General features: G+C 60.1%; 22 protein-coding genes. 16 read left to right on the forward strand and 6 right to left on the reverse strand.

The genetic code is table 11. The annotated features are described in order from the left end of the window. Positions 1–57: 57 nt before the first annotated feature. The 6 genes from ACHMXK_RS21635 to ACHMXK_RS21660 form a co-directional block, all read right to left on the reverse strand. On the reverse strand, positions 58–942 hold the full coding sequence (locus ACHMXK_RS21635; protein WP_397442746.1) for an AAA family ATPase: 885 nt from the start codon (positions 940–942) through the stop codon (positions 58–60). Positions 943–976: 34 nt separating this feature from the next. Further along, positions 977–1,417, reverse strand: a complete 441-nt coding sequence (locus tag ACHMXK_RS21640) for a Mu transposase C-terminal domain-containing protein (protein WP_397442747.1) — start codon at positions 1,415–1,417, stop codon at positions 977–979. Continuing rightward, the gene (locus tag ACHMXK_RS21645; RefSeq protein ID WP_397442748.1) at positions 1,392–1,883 is read right to left on the reverse strand and encodes a hypothetical protein; all 492 of its coding nucleotides are present in this window, start codon (positions 1,881–1,883) and stop codon (positions 1,392–1,394) included. The genes ACHMXK_RS21640 and ACHMXK_RS21645 overlap by 26 nt, the downstream gene beginning before the upstream one ends. Before the next feature lie 65 nt (positions 1,884–1,948). Continuing rightward, a complete protein-coding gene (locus ACHMXK_RS21650; RefSeq protein WP_397442749.1) occupies positions 1,949–2,599 on the reverse strand; it encodes a hypothetical protein in 651 nt (216 codons plus the stop codon). A 256-nt stretch (positions 2,600–2,855) separates the two neighbouring features. Further along, positions 2,856–3,878, reverse strand: a complete 1,023-nt coding sequence (locus ACHMXK_RS21655; RefSeq protein WP_397442750.1) for a hypothetical protein — start codon at positions 3,876–3,878, stop codon at positions 2,856–2,858. 2 nt (positions 3,879–3,880) lie between these two features. Then, positions 3,881–4,096: a DNA-binding protein gene (locus tag ACHMXK_RS21660; RefSeq protein WP_397442751.1), complete on the reverse strand. Its 216-nt coding sequence runs from the start codon at positions 4,094–4,096 to the stop codon at positions 3,881–3,883. Between the two features lie 220 nt (positions 4,097–4,316). Between ACHMXK_RS21660 and ACHMXK_RS21665 the strand changes: the two genes are divergently transcribed. The 16 genes from ACHMXK_RS21665 (at position 4,317) to ACHMXK_RS21740 (ending at position 15,396) form a co-directional block, all read left to right on the forward strand. After that, the gene (locus ACHMXK_RS21665; RefSeq protein ID WP_397442753.1) at positions 4,317–4,982 is read left to right on the forward strand and encodes a S24 family peptidase; all 666 of its coding nucleotides are present in this window, start codon (positions 4,317–4,319) and stop codon (positions 4,980–4,982) included. A gap of 18 nt (positions 4,983–5,000) precedes the next feature. Then, the gene (locus ACHMXK_RS21670) at positions 5,001–5,579 is read left to right on the forward strand and encodes a hypothetical protein (protein WP_397442754.1); all 579 of its coding nucleotides are present in this window, start codon (positions 5,001–5,003) and stop codon (positions 5,577–5,579) included. A 15-nt stretch (positions 5,580–5,594) separates the two neighbouring features. Further along, positions 5,595–6,032 (forward strand): hypothetical protein, encoded by a 438-nt coding sequence (locus tag ACHMXK_RS21675; RefSeq protein ID WP_397442755.1) that lies wholly within the window; start codon positions 5,595–5,597, stop codon positions 6,030–6,032. 131 nt (positions 6,033–6,163) lie between these two features. Continuing rightward, positions 6,164–6,619 (forward strand): putative holin, encoded by a 456-nt coding sequence (locus ACHMXK_RS21680; RefSeq protein WP_397442756.1) that lies wholly within the window; start codon positions 6,164–6,166, stop codon positions 6,617–6,619. 84 nt (positions 6,620–6,703) lie between these two features. Further along, positions 6,704–7,255 carry a transglycosylase SLT domain-containing protein gene (locus ACHMXK_RS21685; protein ID WP_397443102.1) on the forward strand — a complete coding sequence of 184 codons (552 nt, stop codon included), beginning with the start codon at positions 6,704–6,706 and terminating at the stop codon, positions 7,253–7,255. Further along, on the forward strand, positions 7,252–7,788 hold the full coding sequence (locus tag ACHMXK_RS21690; protein WP_397442757.1) for a hypothetical protein: 537 nt from the start codon (positions 7,252–7,254) through the stop codon (positions 7,786–7,788). The genes ACHMXK_RS21685 and ACHMXK_RS21690 overlap by 4 nt, the downstream gene beginning before the upstream one ends. Next, entirely contained in the window at positions 7,785–8,324 is a 540-nt protein-coding gene (locus ACHMXK_RS21695) for a hypothetical protein (RefSeq protein ID WP_397442758.1), read from the forward strand. The genes ACHMXK_RS21690 and ACHMXK_RS21695 overlap by 4 nt, the downstream gene beginning before the upstream one ends. A 52-nt stretch (positions 8,325–8,376) precedes the next feature. Further along, complete coding sequence (locus ACHMXK_RS21700) at positions 8,377–8,535, forward strand: TraR/DksA C4-type zinc finger protein (protein ID WP_397443103.1); 159 nt, start codon at positions 8,377–8,379, stop codon at positions 8,533–8,535. Further along, positions 8,532–8,810: a hypothetical protein gene (locus ACHMXK_RS21705; RefSeq protein ID WP_397442759.1), complete on the forward strand. Its 279-nt coding sequence runs from the start codon at positions 8,532–8,534 to the stop codon at positions 8,808–8,810. The genes ACHMXK_RS21700 and ACHMXK_RS21705 overlap by 4 nt, the downstream gene beginning before the upstream one ends. A gap of 4 nt (positions 8,811–8,814) precedes the next feature. Then, entirely contained in the window at positions 8,815–9,321 is a 507-nt protein-coding gene (locus ACHMXK_RS21710; protein WP_397442760.1) for a DUF1804 family protein, read from the forward strand. Between the two features lie 3 nt (positions 9,322–9,324). After that, the gene (gene terL / locus ACHMXK_RS21715) at positions 9,325–10,971 is read left to right on the forward strand and encodes a phage terminase large subunit (protein ID WP_397442761.1); all 1,647 of its coding nucleotides are present in this window, start codon (positions 9,325–9,327) and stop codon (positions 10,969–10,971) included. After that, the gene (locus ACHMXK_RS21720; RefSeq protein ID WP_397442762.1) at positions 10,968–12,527 is read left to right on the forward strand and encodes a DUF935 family protein; all 1,560 of its coding nucleotides are present in this window, start codon (positions 10,968–10,970) and stop codon (positions 12,525–12,527) included. The genes terL and ACHMXK_RS21720 overlap by 4 nt, the downstream gene beginning before the upstream one ends. Then, positions 12,524–12,838 carry a DUF4406 domain-containing protein gene (locus ACHMXK_RS21725; protein ID WP_397442764.1) on the forward strand — a complete coding sequence of 105 codons (315 nt, stop codon included), beginning with the start codon at positions 12,524–12,526 and terminating at the stop codon, positions 12,836–12,838. The genes ACHMXK_RS21720 and ACHMXK_RS21725 overlap by 4 nt, the downstream gene beginning before the upstream one ends. Continuing rightward, positions 12,831–14,096, forward strand: coding sequence for a phage minor head protein (locus ACHMXK_RS21730; RefSeq protein ID WP_397442765.1), 1,266 nt, complete (start codon positions 12,831–12,833; stop codon positions 14,094–14,096). Before ACHMXK_RS21725 ends, ACHMXK_RS21730 begins: the two co-directional genes overlap by 8 nt. Before the next feature lie 341 nt (positions 14,097–14,437). Continuing rightward, the gene (locus ACHMXK_RS21735; RefSeq protein WP_397442766.1) at positions 14,438–14,830 is read left to right on the forward strand and encodes a glutaredoxin family protein; all 393 of its coding nucleotides are present in this window, start codon (positions 14,438–14,440) and stop codon (positions 14,828–14,830) included. Positions 14,831–15,159: 329 nt separating this feature from the next. After that, positions 15,160–15,396 (forward strand): DUF2061 domain-containing protein, encoded by a 237-nt coding sequence (locus ACHMXK_RS21740; protein WP_397442767.1) that lies wholly within the window; start codon positions 15,160–15,162, stop codon positions 15,394–15,396. The last annotated feature ends 24 nt before the right edge of the window (positions 15,397–15,420 follow it).

Here is a 15,420-nt window from a genome sequence, read left to right on the forward strand (position 1 = left end):
CGCGTTTCTTGGTCATGAACAGCACCTTGGCGGCGATGGTCTCGATCAGCTTGGCGCTCAGCGGCACGGCGCCCATCCCGTAGTCCTTGATGGCGGTACCAGGTTCTCGTTCAACACGCGGGCGCTGCCTTGGGAGTATTCCCACAGCGTGGCCAGCACTTCGTCGCTCAGGTCTTCCATGCCGAGCGCTGCACGGGCCATGTCGTCGGCGTCGTCGCGGCTGATCGCCTTGATCGTCTCGGGCCACATGCCGACGCGGCCGCGCACCTGGTCGAACTGGCCATGCTCGGGCTTGATCAGGCCGGCGGCTTTTCCCGTGCCGGCCAGCACCACACCGATCATGGCCATGTCGCGGATGCGGCGCAGGCGCTGCAGCGCGCTGGCGCTCATGTTCTCGGCTTCGTCGGCAATGATCAGGTAGTTGGTTTCCTTGAGGACTCGCACCAGCTCGCGGAACTTGCGGTCAAGGCCGTTCGGGATGGCGTTGTTCAACTGCATGAGCAGCTCGGTCATCAGGACGCCGGGCGTCATGTTTGGGCTGACTTCGATCAGCAGCGTCAAATGGCTGGTGGCCGCGTATTCCTTCAGGAACCGGCTCTTGCCGACGCCGACGTAGCCCGTGATGACACCGAAGTTCTGGTGCTTGCGGGTGCGGTCGCACACCACCGACAGCAGCTTGTGCACGCTGCCTTTGACGTAGCCGGGCGTGCCGTCGTCCAGTCGCTCGGTCTCTGTGGCCAGCACGGCCTGCATGGTGTTGAGCTGGCGTGTGGGGCGGGCGGCGTACTTGCCAGACAACACCTGGCTCAGCGTGCCGTTGGGGATGCTCGACTTTTTGCAGAGCCAAGCCTTCGACTGTTCGTGATCCTCCAGCCACTTGTTGATGGCTGCGGCCTTGGCGGTGTCTTCTGGCGTATAGGCGCTGGTGACCTTCTTGCCCATGGCAGGAAGGGACGGCTGGACATTTGCGGGGTGGTCATTTGTCTTTCCTCCAAGTGAGTAAATCGATCTCGAAAACTTCGGCCGACTGCACAGGGGCAGCGGTAGGGAGCGCGGGGCGCAGGGACTCGATGGCGGCCACCTGTGTCTCGGCTGTGATGGGGTCTGCACGGCGCTGGCGTACCTCCTCGACCTTGCGTTCGAGGCGCTTGAGCTGGCCCGCAGCGCGGCGGTCGCGGCCTTCCTCAAGACGGCTGGTGGGCAAGACGCCGATGGTGTTGGCCAGCAAGGCTTCCATGACGAAGCGGCCCTTCTCATCGAACAGCCAGACGCGGCTGTCGTCAAACAGGTCGTACTCGGCCTGCAGCTTCTTGCCGTCGAACAGGGCGAGGGCCTCGGCGAAGTAAAAGCGGTCGTGCAGGCGAATGCTCTGGCGCCCGACGCTGACCTCTTCACGCGGCCTGACGACGCTGTCCATGCTCAGCTCGACGCTGACCGGCTTGAGGCCTGCCCAGACCTGCGCCGGGGTACGACCACCGAGCTTGTCCTGCGGGGCGTTGTGATAGCCCTCCAGAAACTGCATGAAGCTGGTGACGTATTCGGCAAGGCTGGGCAGCTTGCGCGTCGGGGTCTTTTTTGTTGAGATCAGCGCTCAGTCGGCGATTGGTCTCCGGCGCCATGTCGTCGCCGCAGTACACCTGGCCACCGGCAAAGAACTTGTCGTGCTTGTCGCGACAGGTGCGGAACCAGCGCTCAATCCAGCCCTTGCCGTGCGGATTGCCCGGCAGCGCGCTGATCATGCCGATGTCGAACCGGCTGTAAAAGCCGGTGACCTCGTCGCTGAGCATCTTGGAGCGGTAGCCCGCGCCCCGGTCAACGTACACCCATGCAGGGACGTGATCGTGCATGCGCAGGGCCTGGCTCAATGCAAACAGGGTGGACACGCCGCTTTCGCTTTCTGTGAACCACAGGCCAGCGATGTAGCCGCTCTTGATGTCGATGAAGGCCGTCAGCTCGGGGCGGTAAGGCTTGCCCGTGTTGGGGTGGCCGACATAGCAGTCAACGGTGTGGCCGTCGCCTGCGTATACTCCCCGCCGACCAGCACTTCCTCCAGGCTGCGCCGCTGAAATTTCTGGCGCCGGAGCTTGTGCAGGTGCGGGCCAATGCGGGCCGGGCTGAACTTGCCAAGGGTGGCAGGCATGGCTTTGAGGTAGCGCGCTACGCGGCTCTCGGTCACGTCTTCAAAGCCTTCTTGAATCAGCTTGAAAGCCACGTCGGCGTAGCCCGGCTTGCCCGGCAGGTTGTAGAGCGCGACGGCGCGCACTTCCCAGCCGTAGTCCTGACGGACCCGGCCTTTGTATTTCGGCAGCAACCCGGTCACGCCTTCCTTGCGGTAGGCAGACAGGGCGCGCTTGATCGTGGGCACGGAGACGGTCTCCCAGCCCACCAGCGTCATCAGGTGGCGCATGCGGCTGTCGAGCTTGCCCGCCGCTGACTGGCTGACGAACAGGGCTGCGACGTTGTTGATGCTCGCGCCACCGTCCACCAGCTCGTCCAGCGGCTTGAGCAGCGATTCGAGGAATCCGGCCACGCGCTTCTGATCTTCGTTTGCGCAGGCCCAGTGGTCGTCCGGGTTCAGCGCCGCAGGGAGGTCACTCATGTGTCGGATTTGTTTGGTCAATGCCTGAACTGAGCCCATGTGTTTCACCTATTGGGGGTGGGGTGGAACAGCCGGGCCTCAGGCCTTGGCCTGGCGGGATAGAGCCTGGGCGGCGCGCATGGCACGTTCTTCCTTGCTCTTGTGGATGGGCGTTCGGTAAACGACCTCGACACCGCGCCGCGCGCAGCCCTCGACAAACTCGGGGGTGAGTTCTCGCGGGCGTAGTCAACGACAATTTGCTTAGGCCTGGACTTGCTCATTTTTTGCTCCCTGGTGCCTCTGGTGCCTTAGCGGGGCGGCCCTTGCCCTTGGGCTTGGCCTGGTCGCGTTCGTGCTTGCGCAGCGCCTCTTCGTGGCTGTGCAATGCGGTCAGCTGCGTCCAGTCTTCGGCGACACCCTTGATCTCAGATTCGTCAAGAAAGGCCAGCGCGTCGGGCTTGCTGGCAAGGCGTTCGGCCTGTTCGCCCATCGCCTCGACGTAGCTCTTGATGGAGCCGTCGATCAGCTCGCGAACAGCCATCAGACCGGACAGGCCAAGGCGCAGGGTCGGCTTGACCCACTCGCTGGCCTCGGCGTGGCCGCTCAAGGTCACGGCTTCGACGCCCACCGGGTACATGGACGTCACTGCCAGTTCTGCCTTTTTGACAAGGCTGGCCATTTCGGCGCGAATGTCGGCGATCACCAGCGGCACGCCTTGGTCGTCTTCGTCGCGCTGGTTGCGCTTCTTGAGCTTTTTCAGGGCACCGTCTCGCTCAGCCTCGGCCGTTTCCACCTGCACCGACAGGTCGGTGGCCTGAGCCTTCAGGTCGCTGATGCGCTGGCGTAGCTCACGCACGCTCAGGGCATCAAGATCGCCGGCTTCTTCGTCGCTCAAAAGGTCTTCAATGACAGCCGGGTCAGCGCTGGCCAGCATTAACACCTTGGATTTCGGCATGCTGAGCATGTCAGCCCGCTGGGCATCTGGCAGGCTGGTGGCGAACTTGGCCATGCGCATCAACTCTGATGCGCGCTGGCTTGAAAGACCCGTTTCTTCAAGGGCTGCGGTGAAGTCACCGTGCTCCAGCTCGCCCTTGACCGACAGCAACAAATAACCGGATTCAACAGCAAGGCGTGCGGCCATGTTGTACGAGACAACCGCCCGCGTGATGCGGTCAGCGGCCGGGCCACCGACGACGATGCCCATTTGCTGGGCGGCTTCGGCGTCTGCGGGGCTGAAATCAAAAGCCCGGACAGTCCGGGGATTTGCTTCGGTGACGGCTGTGGATGGTTTTTTTGCCATGATCACGCCGCCTTCTTGAGGCCGAAAGCCACGGCCACTTTGTGGCCTTCGCCGTAAAGGCCCTTATTCACGCCGCGCACCACCTCGGAGACGGTGCGGTAGTCGAAGTCGTGCTTGGCGGCGAACTGCTTGAGGGTCACACCCTTGGCCTGCAGCAGTTGCTTGGCCTCTTGCGGCGTCTTTGCGCGGATCGTGGGAACGTTCGCGTTTGTGGACATTTTCTGTTTCTTCATTTCCATATAGCCCTTTTTGTTGACAGTGGATTAGCTGTTATTGAACTGTTGTTGATCATAGTTCAACAAAACGGGTAACACAAGTGATTTGGTGCCTTTTTGTTGAATCGATGTGATCTAGTAACCGGAATGAAGTACTTGCGGGGGCTATGCAGACCGTTTTGTGGGTGCGATACTCTCGTTTTTGATTCACCGTGAATTAACCGTGAACGAACCACAAGAACAAACAGGGTCAACAAACGTGGGAATAGGTGAACGCCTGAGGGAAGAGCGCGAGCGGCTAGGTCTTGCGCAAAAAGAGTTCGGGACGAAATGCGGCGTAAGCAAAACGTCTCAGTTCAATTACGAGGTTGGAGAACGATCGCCAGACGGCGAGTACTTCTCCCTGGCGGACAGCCTGGGCGTTGATACCGCCTACGTGATCACAGGCAGGCGGTCCAAGGCTGCAGCAAACGACGACTTCGTGGTGATTCCCCGGCATGACGTTGCGGCCAGCGCTGGCCCTGGCGCGGTCAACGGTGAAGGCGCTGAAATATATGGGCTTTGCTTTCGCAAGAGCTGGTTAAACAAAAGAGGCCTGCAGGCTTCTCAGCTCCGGGTGATCGACGTGTCTGGAGATTCCATGACTGGCAAGCTGTCAGACGGCGACCAGGTGCTGATCGACATGTCGCAGACCACTCCAAAAAGCGGGTTCGCCTATGTGCTGCGACAGGGCGACGAACTGCTGGTGAAATACGCGCAGTTGCTGCCCGACGGCATTCTGCGAGTGAGCAGCGAGAACCAGTCTTACCGACCATATGACATCGATCTGAGCAAGACGACGGATGTATCTATCCTTGGCCGCGTTGTGGCCTCAACTCATGAGTGGTAATTTTTAAGGGAAATAGCCATGGCAGATAACATTCAAAGCGGGCAATCGCTGCAACCAATCACGAAAAAAATCATTACGGCGGCCATTGGTGCGGCCGTCGGTTTGCTGTTGTATTACCTATTTGTCCTTGGCCCAAAAAACCAGGCTCAACAGCCGCCCACTTCGTTGCAATCTGCCGCAGTTGTTCGTGAACACAATTACGACTTGAAGGAGGGCGTGGACTATGGTTACACCGTGCTGCTCACTGATGACCAGCGAAAAGCAGGAAAGGCCAGTGCAGAAATTGTGATGTTCAGCTATGCCGGCCAGCGCGACGGCAAGCATCAGATACACGCGAGGCAGACCAGTATTTTGACGGCTTATGAGTGCGCCGCACCCTGCGAGATCATCAAGGTGATTAGCGCCATGGATATTGATGGACTACGCAAAACAGTGAATGTTGATCGCCTACGGCCCAGCCCGAACATGATTGCAGCTCTGGCGCTGCAAGACGCCATGACAGGCAAGCTAGAGCCTTACGCTGAGTACCAAGGTAAGCAGCGGTATGGACTGTGGGTCGATGAGCGGCAAGGCATCGTGCGTACCGCCTTAAGGTGAACTCGTGATCCGACCATGGAAATATTAGGGGTCATGTTCTCGCAGGGTGAGCTTTGGATTCTGAGCCTGCTGAGTTTGCCGATCACGGCGCTACTCTCTTACCGCATTGGCTTGAACCAAGCGGCGGTGGGTCGGCGGGCGGCGGCTGCTGCCACTTTCAGGATTGCCCTGAATCGAGCGAAGGAAAATCTCCCGCCGATAGACCAGCACTGGACAGCCGGTGGCTTGCATTATTTGGTCGAGCCGTTGCTGAAAAGCGTGCGCCCCGCGATAAATGACTTTCATCCATATCTGACCAAGAAGGCCGGCAATGCATTGCTGCGCACATTTGGGAAATTGGAAATGCATTGCGGCACCCAAATGAACTCCCTGAAATGGGCAATTGAATACCACGGCGCTGTGGGCTCGCCCCTGACGGGATGCGTTACGCCAAGCAACGACTGTTTGATTTAATTGAAGAGTTGAAAGCACAAGCGCCAGACAAGTAGCCCCTCTGGTGAAATGCTTCACCAAGATTAAAGCGCGCTGATTCCAGACACTGAGGGCTCTCATCGAAGAGCCCTCTTTAACGTCTGGAGTCAATCATGTTTCTCAAACTTCCGCGCATGCTGGTCTGGCTGGTGCTGACCATTGTGCTGATGGGTCTGGCGCTTCTGCTGCAAGCCGAGGCGCCGGGCAACTTGGTCGCTGTCACGCTCTACAAAGCGCACTTGCTCTCACTCGGCGGCTGGGGCGGCTATTGGCTCGACCGGGCGCTCTTTCCCCACGCCCGGCCGCATGAGCTGGCCGAACTGCTCGACGCTGACGCGGCCGCCCGCATGGCGTATGCAGCCTATTGCCGAACTGGTGGAGGCAAGACCTTTGACGGTAAGCCGTTGCCGACTTATGAAGTGCTGGGCGCGGACCGCCAGGCCTGCTGGGAAAGCGCGGTAACCGCCGTCTTTTCTGACCGAGATTGCGCCCGCGCCTTCGACCTGGCCGAGCTTCGCCGCGCCGTAATCGTCGCGGCTTGCCTGATCACTGTCGGGTTGGGGGCATAAGTGGCCAAGCCCCGCATGAAGCTGGCCGCCCGCATGGCCCTGTGGTTCCACATAGGCCTGGCGCTACTGATGCTTTGCGCGTTCATGTCCGTGGCTTGTGCTCAAGGCATCCCAAGGGACGCCCAGCGTCATCAGGCCACGCTCAAGCGCGAGGCACAGCGCGTCTGGGGCCTTAATGCCCCTGTGGCCACCTTTGCCGCACAAGTCCATCAGGAGAGCCGCTGGCGCGAGGATGCGCGGTCCCCGGTGGGTGCGGTAGGCCTGGCGCAGTTCATGCCCGCAACCAGCAACTGGATCGGCGGCCTGTATGTCAGCCTGGGCGACCGGGCGCCGACAAACCCCACCTGGGCACTGCGCGCACTCGTCACCTATGACCGATGGCTGGCCGACCGCATCAAGGCGGTGGACGACTGCGAGCGCATGGCCTTCACCCTGAGTGCCTACAACGGCGGCCTGGGCTGGGTTTACAAGCGCCAGAGGCTCTCAAAGGAGCCGGGGCGGTGCCTTGACGCCACTTGCACGATCAACCCCGGCGTGACCCCTGCCAGTCAGCGCGAGAACCAGCATTACCCCGAAGTCATCCTGCGGCGATATGAGCCGCTGTATGCGGGCTGGGGTGCGGGGAGCTGCTCATGAAGACCTGGGTGAAGTGGTGCATCGCTATAGCTGTCATCGCCTGTCTGGCTGCTATCGGCCGCGCAGAAGTGGCGCTGTACGAACACGGCAAAAAGGTGGGCAAGCAGGAATGCGAAGAGGCACACACCAAGTCCGACAAAAAGCAGCAGTCCAAGGCCAACGCCAAAACAAAGGGCGACCTCAAGCGTGCCGACGCCTCTGGCAACGCGCAGGAAAAAGGCCGCGCTGCCGTCGATCAGTTTTTTGAACAACTTACGAAGGATTCAAGCCATGAAGCTGCTGACTCTGTTGATAGTTGCGTGCTGCCTGACGCTCGGCTGCGCCGGTGGAACTCAGCCAACGCCGGACGCGTCGATACAGCCGATCAAGGTGGCGCCGCCCGCGAACTTGACACAGGCACCGGCCCCGCTGCCACAGGCGGCAACGGGCAAGGTGCCCGATCTGGAGGCGAATCACCGTCTGGTGGCCAAGGCGTACCACCAGCTCGCAACGCAGATGTGCAATCTGCTGGACTTTCTGGAGGTCAATCGTGAGCAATGCAACCAGTGGCGCACAACGAATGAACTACGTTGAAGCGCGCAGCCACATCAAGACTGGCGATCTGATCGCTCTGCGCACCACGCACGGCGGCTTTCCAGCCCTGGTGCGGTGGTTCACCAAGTCGCCCTATACGCACACCGCGGTGGCGCTGTGGATGTGCGACCGGCTGATGATGATTGAAACACGCATCGTCGCTGGCATCGTGCCCATGAGCCAGTTGGGCGACACCGATTTTGACGTGATCCGCTGCCCGGTGGCTGACCCGGAATATGTCTTTATCGAAGCCTTCAACATTCTGGGCACGCCGATCAATTACGACTTCATTGACCTGCTGCGCATCGCGGCCAGGTTGAAGCTGGGCTGGAAAGCGCCGGACGCTGACGACGGCCGCAAGGTCTGCTCGGCGCTGTCGGCGGCGGTGTATCGCCTTGCTGGCTGGAATCCGGCAGGTTTGCCCGGCATCCCCGCTCCGTGCGAGGTGGTTGCCGCTGCCGGACCTGTTGCCATCGAGGTGCGCAACGGTGGATGAAAAGTATTTGGAACAGGCGTCAGCGCTGGAGCAATCCCAGCGCGACACCCAAGTGCGACACGCTCAGGCCCAACTGGAAGGTGAAGGCCAGATCGATTGCGCGTCCTGCAGCAAACCCATCCCCTGTGACCGGCGCAAGGCAGTGCCGGGAGCGATTCGCTGCATCCATTGCCAGTCAACTTTTGAAAAATCCAAAGGACGCGGTTTATGAGTGATCCAAACCAGCAATTGCTGCAGCAGATGGGAGAGGTGCAGGGGCAGCTCAAACTGATGATGCAAGTCATCCAATCGAACCATGATTCGACACACCAGCGCATCAACGACTTTCGGCACGCTATTGAGGGCCGCCTGACTGGTGTGGAAGCTCGTGTGGGCGTGATCGAAAAGAACGAACGCGGCACAGCCATGCGCGTAGCAAGCGGCGGTGCCCTCGCAGGCGCTGTAGTGGCGGCTGCTATCGAAGCCATCAAGATGGCGAACAGGTAAGCAGATGGCTCACGACAAAACCACACGCGGCAAGGTGCGCGGCAAATACCTGCAGGGCATGCCTCTGACCGGCGCCGCCGAGCTGTGCGGGGTGTCGTACAACACCGCCCGAAACTGGAAGCGCACGGCCGCTGACGAAGGCGACGATTGGGACTTGGCCAAGAACGCCCGCCGCATGAGCAAGGGCGGCATGGAGGAAATGGCCAATGAGGTGCTGGGCGGCCTGTCCGAACAGTTCCTGGCCACCATCGAAGCCATTAAAGCCGACCCAAAAATGCCCGCTGACAAGCGCGCCGACATTCTGGTAAAGCTGATGGACGGCTTCAACAAGGCCATCGGCGCCGCGTCCCGCGCCATGCCCAATGGCAACCGCCTGGCCGTGGCCATGGACGTGCTGAAGTTCATGACCGTTTTCATCGGCAAGAATGCGCCCAAGCTGCAGAAGCAATTTATCGAATTGGCCGAGGCCGCGGGGCCGGAGTTCGTCGCCGAATTTGGCTCAGGGAATTAAGCGATGGCCAAGCAGCAAAAGCTAAAGGACAAAGATTTTCTCGCTGAACTGGCGGGCTTTGCCGAGCAGCAGCGCGTGATGATCGAGGCCGAGTGCGAGGGCTTTGCCACGGACTATTCGGCGCGGGACATGCGGCGCACCAGGGCGCAGTATGACTATGAGTTCTTCTGCCGCACGTACTTCCCGCACTACGTCAAAAGCGAATCATCGATCTTTCAGGCGTGGCTTTACAAATACCTGCCGATCCTGGTGGACAAGGCCACCGGCCAACTGGTCAACTTGTCGGCGCCGCGTGGCGAGGCGAAGTCTACGCTGGGCACGCAGCTCGGAACGATCTGGCTGGTGGTCACCGGTCGCAAGAAGTTCATTCCCATTGTCATGGACTCATTGGGCCAGGCCGCGACCATGCTGGAGGCCGTCAAGGTCGAGCTGGACAGCAACCCGCGTTTGGCGATGGACTTCCCCGAAGCCTGCGGCGCCGGCCGCGTGTGGAATGCCGGCGTTATCCTCACCAAAAACGAAGCCAAGATTCAGGCGTTCGGCTCGGGCACGCGGATGCGCGGCCTACGCCACGGCCCCCATCGCCCCGACTTCGTCTGGCTGGACGATATCGAGAATGACGAGAACGTGCGCAGCAAGGAGCAGCGCGATAAGGTCGAAAAGTGGGTTAAGAAGGTCGTGCTGCCGCTCGGCCCGCCCGACGGCTCGCTGGATGTGTTCTACCTGAACACGATCCTGCACTATGACTCGGCCGCAAACCGCTTTCACAGCAATCCCCAGTGGCGCACGCGCAAGAAGTTCAAGGCTGTCATTCGCTGGCCCGACCGCATGGACCTGTGGCAGAAGTGGGAGGAGCTGTTCATCAATCAGGAGGTGCCGGACGAGGCAGACCCGGACGATGAAGAGCGGGAAACCGAAGCGGACGCCTTCTACCGGGAAAACAAGGCCGACATGGAGCGCGGTGCGATTGTTAGCTGGCCGACCATGCGCCCGCTGCTGCGGCTTATGCAGATTCGGGCGGGCGACCACCACACCTTCGATTGCGAGTATCAGAACGACCCGAGCAATGAAGAGGCGTCGTTCTTTTCAACGATGCAGTACTGGGTGCAGCCGTCTCGCGATTGGATTTTTTACGGGTCGCACGATCCCAGCCTGGGCAAGAAAAACACCAATAAGCGAGACCCGTCCGCAACGCTGGTGGGAGGGTTCGACCGCAATCATGGAATTCTCGATGTGATCGAAGCCAAAGTGGCCCGCCGCACTCCTAGCCTGCAGATCAGCCACGTCATCGAATTTCAGCGTGAGTACGGGTGCCTGGTGTGGGCCTTCGAGGCCGTCCAGTTTCAGGAGTTCATGCGGCAGGAGCTGGTCAAGCAGTCCGCAATCATGGGCGTCCCGGTGCCAGCCATGCCGGTGATCCCGCACACCGACAAGGACCTGCGGATTGAGTCGCTCAGCCCGCACGTCTTTAACGGACTGATCCGCTTCAGCCAGGCGCACACGGTCTTAAACACCCAGCTGAAGCATTGGCCCGAGGCCGACCACGACGATGGCCCAGACGCGCTGGAAATGCTCTGGAAGATATGCGTCGCACGCGCTGGCGGCATTCCCCGAATCAAAACCGGCCCCCGAAAAGGAAATAAAAAATGAGTACCCTCCGTGGCCTGATCCAAGGCGTCAAAGGCTGGCTGGGCAAACCGCTTGCCACCGCCGAAACCGACCCTGAGCGCTTTCTTTCCTCCCTGGCCATGCTGCCTAATCCTGACCCGATCTTGCGGGCCATGGGCAAGACCGATGTTGTCTACCGTTCCATCATGGCGGACAGCCATGTAATCGGCGAGATTCGCTCCATTCGTGGTTCTTTTCGCTCGCATGAATACCGCCTGAAACTCGGCGCGCAAAACGACCCCAAGGCGGCCGCAGCGATGGAGCTGTGCCAGAGCTGGATGCAGAGCGGCCCGCCTAACAAGGTGGCCGACTGGATGGAGGTGATGTGGCAGATGTGCTCCTGCATCTTGACCGGCTACAAGGCCCACGAGCTGGTCTGGAACATTAACGCCGCCGGGAAGCTGGTGCCCAGCGAAGTCGCCGATCTCCCAGGCCGCCGCATTCATTTCGACTCATCCGCCAACCCGCTGCTGGTCAGCCGGGCCGCGCCCATGGGTGCGCCCGTCGAGCCCTACCAGTTCGCCATTTCGCGGCACATGGCCACCACGGACAACCCATACGGCATGGCGCTGCTGTCCAGTTGCTTTTGGCCGTGGACCTTCAAAACTGGTGGCTGGCGCTATTTCGTCAAGTACTGCGAGCGCCACGGCCTGCCTTGGCCTGTCGGCCGATACCCAGTCGGGACGGGAGAAAAGGAACAGGATCAGCTCGCCGATGCTCTGGCCAGCATGGTCGAATCCGGCTACCTGGTGGTGCAGGAGGGAACGGGCATCGAGTTGCTGGTGCCGCAGGGCGGCTCTGGTGCGGCACCACAGCAGGCCCTAATCAGCCTGGCCAACCGGGAAATGAGCAAGGCCCTGACCAGCCAGGCCATGATCGGCGAGCAGATGGAAGTCGGCTCACGCGCCGCAGCCGACACCGCCCAGGTCCGACAAAACAGCGTGCATGACTCCGACCGCGACATCGCGGCGTCCAGCATGAGCCAGATTTTTCGCTGGATCACGCTGTTCAACTTCGGTGAAGGTATTGCACCGCCGACCCTGGAGTTTTTCAAGCAGGAAGATGCCGGCAAAGACCGCGCAGAGACTTACGACGTGGCACGCAAGGCCGGCGCCAAGCCATCGCGCAAGGCCATGCTGATCGAACTGGGCATTCCAGAAGCCGAGGACGACAGCGATGCGCTTTTGCCCGATGCCAGGCCCGAGGTAAAGCCTCCACAGCCCACCGGCAAGCCAGACCTGAAGGCGGTTAACTTTTCGAAGGTTCCCGGCTTCAGCTTCGCCAGGGAAGCGGGCATGACGGACGACCAGGCGCAGCAACTGGCAATCGACGCCGCCGATCAGGTCATTGCCGACCAAATGATTGAGCCGATTGCGAACATGCTGGCCCAGTTCGAACGCGACGGCAAGACGCTGGCTGAGTTCAGCGCCGCGCTGCAGGACGTGGTCGGCCAGATGGACGATCAGGGCCTGCGCGAGGTGCTTGACCAGGCTATGACCTATTCCTTTCTGCGTGGCGTGGCCACGAATGCACCATGAAACGCATCTACATTGCTGGCCCGATGACCGGGTTGCCGGAATTCAACTATCCGGCATTTAACGCAGAGGCCGGGCGCCTGCGTGCGCTGGGCTATCACGTAGAAAACCCAGCCGACAACCCCGTGCCGCCTTGCAAGTCGTGGGCCGGATACATGCGGATGGCCATCGCGCAATTGGCCACCTGTGATTGCGTCGCGCTTCTGCCCGGCTGGGAGACGTCCAAAGGCGCAAGCGTTGAGCATCGCCTTGCGCACGATCTGGCCTTGCGCGTAGTCAAGGCTGGCGATATCTGCGAAGGGCCGCATGCCTGATCAGGTCGCCGCTCGCGAGTTTGGCGTCCAATTCAAGGGGGCCATCGATAACCTTAAAGGCAAGCTGCCCGAGAGTACAACGGCATGGGATGACCTGGCCGGGCCGGTGCATGGCAAAGTCTTTGCCATCGCGGGGGCGACGAACACCGATCTGGTCGCCGACATTCAAAAATCGCTGGTCGGCGCCCTCGAAAAGGGCTCCACGATTACCCAATTCCGCAAGGACTTTGACGCCGCTGTGCAGAACCACGGATGGACGTACAAAGGCAAGCGCGGCTGGCGTACCTCGGTCATTTTTGACACCAACATGCGCAGCTCCCATATGGCCGGGCGTTGGGAGCAACTGCTGGCCAACAGTGGCAGCAGGCCATACCTTGAATACCGGACGGCTGGCGATTCTCGCGTCAGGCCACAACACGCGGCATGGAATGGGCTAGTTTTCCCCATCGGCGATGCCTTCTGGCAAACACACTACCCGCCCAACGGCTGGCGCTGCCGGTGCACGATCCGCGCCTACAGCGAGGACGACCTGAAGGCATTGGGGACAAAGCCCAGCGCACCCTTCAATCTGAAAACTCGCACTGTTGTCAGTCAGGACGGCGAGATAAAAGACCAGGTGCCGGTCGGCATCGACCCTGGCTGGGATCACAACGTCGGCCAGAGCTGGTTAAGCCCCGAGCTGGCGCTAGGCCAAAAGCTGGCCGCGTTGCCGCGCTACTTGCAGGGGCCGATGGTCGATAAAACCATTTCACCGGCCTATCAAAAGGTCTTAAATGACGATTTCAAAGCCTTTCGAAACGTCATTAAAACCGACAAGGTCGCACGCGGAAACGCACAGATCGTGGGTTTTCTGGACAGCCGCACGCTGGCCGCGCTCTCCGAGCATGTGCCTACGCTGGCATTGGAGACAACCGCCGTCGCAGTCTTGGACAGCAAAACGGTCCATTTAACTGGCGCCCACAAGGCCGCTAAGGGCGCGCAACTCTGGCCAGCCGACTGGATCGACGCGCTTCCCGAGAATGTCAGGAACTATCGGGCGGTGCTTTGGGACACTAAAAACGGCACGCTGGTGGTTGTGCCGTTCGGGCAAGCAACGAATTGGGCGGGGGTTCTGGGCGACAGCGTGGCAAAGATCGTCCTGCGTCCGAACGTAAAGACCAAGGCCGGGCTGGCGGCATCGGTGGTCAGTTTGGGATCGTCGCCGCGCGGCGACTTGTTGAAGTCCGGCCAGTACAAGCTGCTGGTCGGGAAGCTATGAAAGGGGCCGGGAGGGTCGCAAGTTCCTCATAATCACGCAAAGGCTGCGTGGGGCATGGTGCTTTCCAGTCCACCGGCTTGATTAAATTTTAGGTCAGCCGGGAAGTTCTGGCAATTTCCAGACTTCAATTGCTCAGCTTGTTGTTATTTTTCGGGCAATTAATCAGCTTTTGCGCGCCGATTTTTGTCACTGACTGGATCAAAACAAACGTTTTCGTTTCAGCAGGCCAAAAGCCCGTAAACCCTTGATTCCATGCCGTTTTCCGGCGTTTTTTTGCCCGTTTGTTTTTGGATCAATTCAAACATCACCCCCCTGGCGCAGCCTGGCCTCTAAAATCGGCCATGAAAATTTTTGTCCGCTACTTCTTCAAAACCCTGCGCCTCGTCCTCGGTCCGGTGCTGCTGCTCAAGGAAACACTGACCCGGCCCAAAGGCCTGGACCGCGCGCCAGCCGCGCAGGCAAAAGTCGATCAGCAGTGTCAGGCCCTGGTGTTGTACCAGTACAAAACCTGTCCCTTCTGCATCAAGGTCAGGCAGGAAATCCGCCGCCTGTCCCTGACTATCCAACGCCTTGACGCGCAGCAAGAGGGTCCCACCCGCCAGGCCTTGCTGCAAGGCGGCGGCCAGACCAAAGTGCCGTGCCTGAAGATCACCGACGACAGCGGCCACAGCCAGTGGCTTTACGACTCGGAAAAAATTGTGGCTTATCTGCGCGGGCGGTTTGTGGCGGTTTGACGGGGACCAGTCAGGCCGCTCAGCCCATAGTGCTCGGCGAGCTCCAAGCTTTCAGCAAAAGTTGAAAGCGCTACCGAATTTATAGCTATCTACGCTCATTCTGCATGGGCTAGAGGCATTTTTCACTCATAAACAGTGAGTAAGTGCCCGATGGAGAGGCGCCAAGTGCTCAGCAGCCTACGTTCACCAGCACGCAGCACGTCGGTCGGCACCACCCGCACTATCCAGGCTTTAGCAAAAAGCAATTGGCCAAATTGATAGTCAATTCATATCATTGAATCTACATCAATAGTTTTGTCCATTTTTTGCAAGCAACCCGGAGTCCGACCATGGCCAAACTTGTTCGCAGCAACTTGCCCACCCTGAAAAAAACCGCCAGTTATTACGTGCTTCACGTGACCGTGGCGGCCCTGGTGGCCTATGCGGTCACAGGCAACTTTTTGCTGGCGCTCACCCTGAGCCTGCTGGAGCCCACGGTGCAGGCCTTTGCCTTTTTCTTCCACGAAAAAGCCTGGCAACGCTGGGGCGGACAGCGCACGGCGACCTCAGCCCCGGCTGCGGCCTGACCTGAAGGCATTCTTGTTTCGGGT

Source organism: Polaromonas sp. UC242_47, assembly GCF_044452385.1.
GTDB lineage: Bacteria > Pseudomonadota > Gammaproteobacteria > Burkholderiales > Burkholderiaceae_C > Polaromonas.

What these genes read in the sequence shown, in the direction of transcription:
- ACHMXK_RS21685 (WP_397443102.1), top strand. Translation starts at nt 6,704, where the DNA reads ATGTCCGTGGCTTGTGCTCAAGGCATCCCAAGGGACGCCCAGCGTCAT.
- ACHMXK_RS21635 (WP_397442746.1), bottom strand. Translation starts at nt 942, where the DNA reads ATGGGCAAGAAGGTCACCAGCGCCTATACGCCAGAAGACACCGCCAAG.
- ACHMXK_RS21650 (WP_397442749.1), bottom strand. Translation starts at nt 2,599, where the DNA reads ATGAGTGACCTCCCTGCGGCGCTGAACCCGGACGACCACTGGGCCTGC.
- ACHMXK_RS21725 (WP_397442764.1), top strand. Translation starts at nt 12,524, where the DNA reads ATGAAACGCATCTACATTGCTGGCCCGATGACCGGGTTGCCGGAATTC.
- ACHMXK_RS21710 (WP_397442760.1), top strand. Translation starts at nt 8,815, where the DNA reads ATGGCTCACGACAAAACCACACGCGGCAAGGTGCGCGGCAAATACCTG.
- ACHMXK_RS21655 (WP_397442750.1), bottom strand. Translation starts at nt 3,878, where the DNA reads ATGGCAAAAAAACCATCCACAGCCGTCACCGAAGCAAATCCCCGGACT.
- terL (WP_397442761.1), top strand. Translation starts at nt 9,325, where the DNA reads ATGGCCAAGCAGCAAAAGCTAAAGGACAAAGATTTTCTCGCTGAACTG.
- ACHMXK_RS21660 (WP_397442751.1), bottom strand. Translation starts at nt 4,096, where the DNA reads ATGTCCACAAACGCGAACGTTCCCACGATCCGCGCAAAGACGCCGCAA.
- ACHMXK_RS21640 (WP_397442747.1), bottom strand. Translation starts at nt 1,417, where the DNA reads ATGGACAGCGTCGTCAGGCCGCGTGAAGAGGTCAGCGTCGGGCGCCAG.
- ACHMXK_RS21680 (WP_397442756.1), top strand. Translation starts at nt 6,164, where the DNA reads ATGTTTCTCAAACTTCCGCGCATGCTGGTCTGGCTGGTGCTGACCATT.
- ACHMXK_RS21740 (WP_397442767.1), top strand. Translation starts at nt 15,160, where the DNA reads ATGGCCAAACTTGTTCGCAGCAACTTGCCCACCCTGAAAAAAACCGCC.
- ACHMXK_RS21720 (WP_397442762.1), top strand. Translation starts at nt 10,968, where the DNA reads ATGAGTACCCTCCGTGGCCTGATCCAAGGCGTCAAAGGCTGGCTGGGC.
- ACHMXK_RS21675 (WP_397442755.1), top strand. Translation starts at nt 5,595, where the DNA reads ATGGAAATATTAGGGGTCATGTTCTCGCAGGGTGAGCTTTGGATTCTG.
- ACHMXK_RS21730 (WP_397442765.1), top strand. Translation starts at nt 12,831, where the DNA reads ATGCCTGATCAGGTCGCCGCTCGCGAGTTTGGCGTCCAATTCAAGGGG.
- ACHMXK_RS21705 (WP_397442759.1), top strand. Translation starts at nt 8,532, where the DNA reads ATGAGTGATCCAAACCAGCAATTGCTGCAGCAGATGGGAGAGGTGCAG.
- ACHMXK_RS21670 (WP_397442754.1), top strand. Translation starts at nt 5,001, where the DNA reads ATGGCAGATAACATTCAAAGCGGGCAATCGCTGCAACCAATCACGAAA.
- ACHMXK_RS21735 (WP_397442766.1), top strand. Translation starts at nt 14,438, where the DNA reads ATGAAAATTTTTGTCCGCTACTTCTTCAAAACCCTGCGCCTCGTCCTC.
- ACHMXK_RS21690 (WP_397442757.1), top strand. Translation starts at nt 7,252, where the DNA reads ATGAAGACCTGGGTGAAGTGGTGCATCGCTATAGCTGTCATCGCCTGT.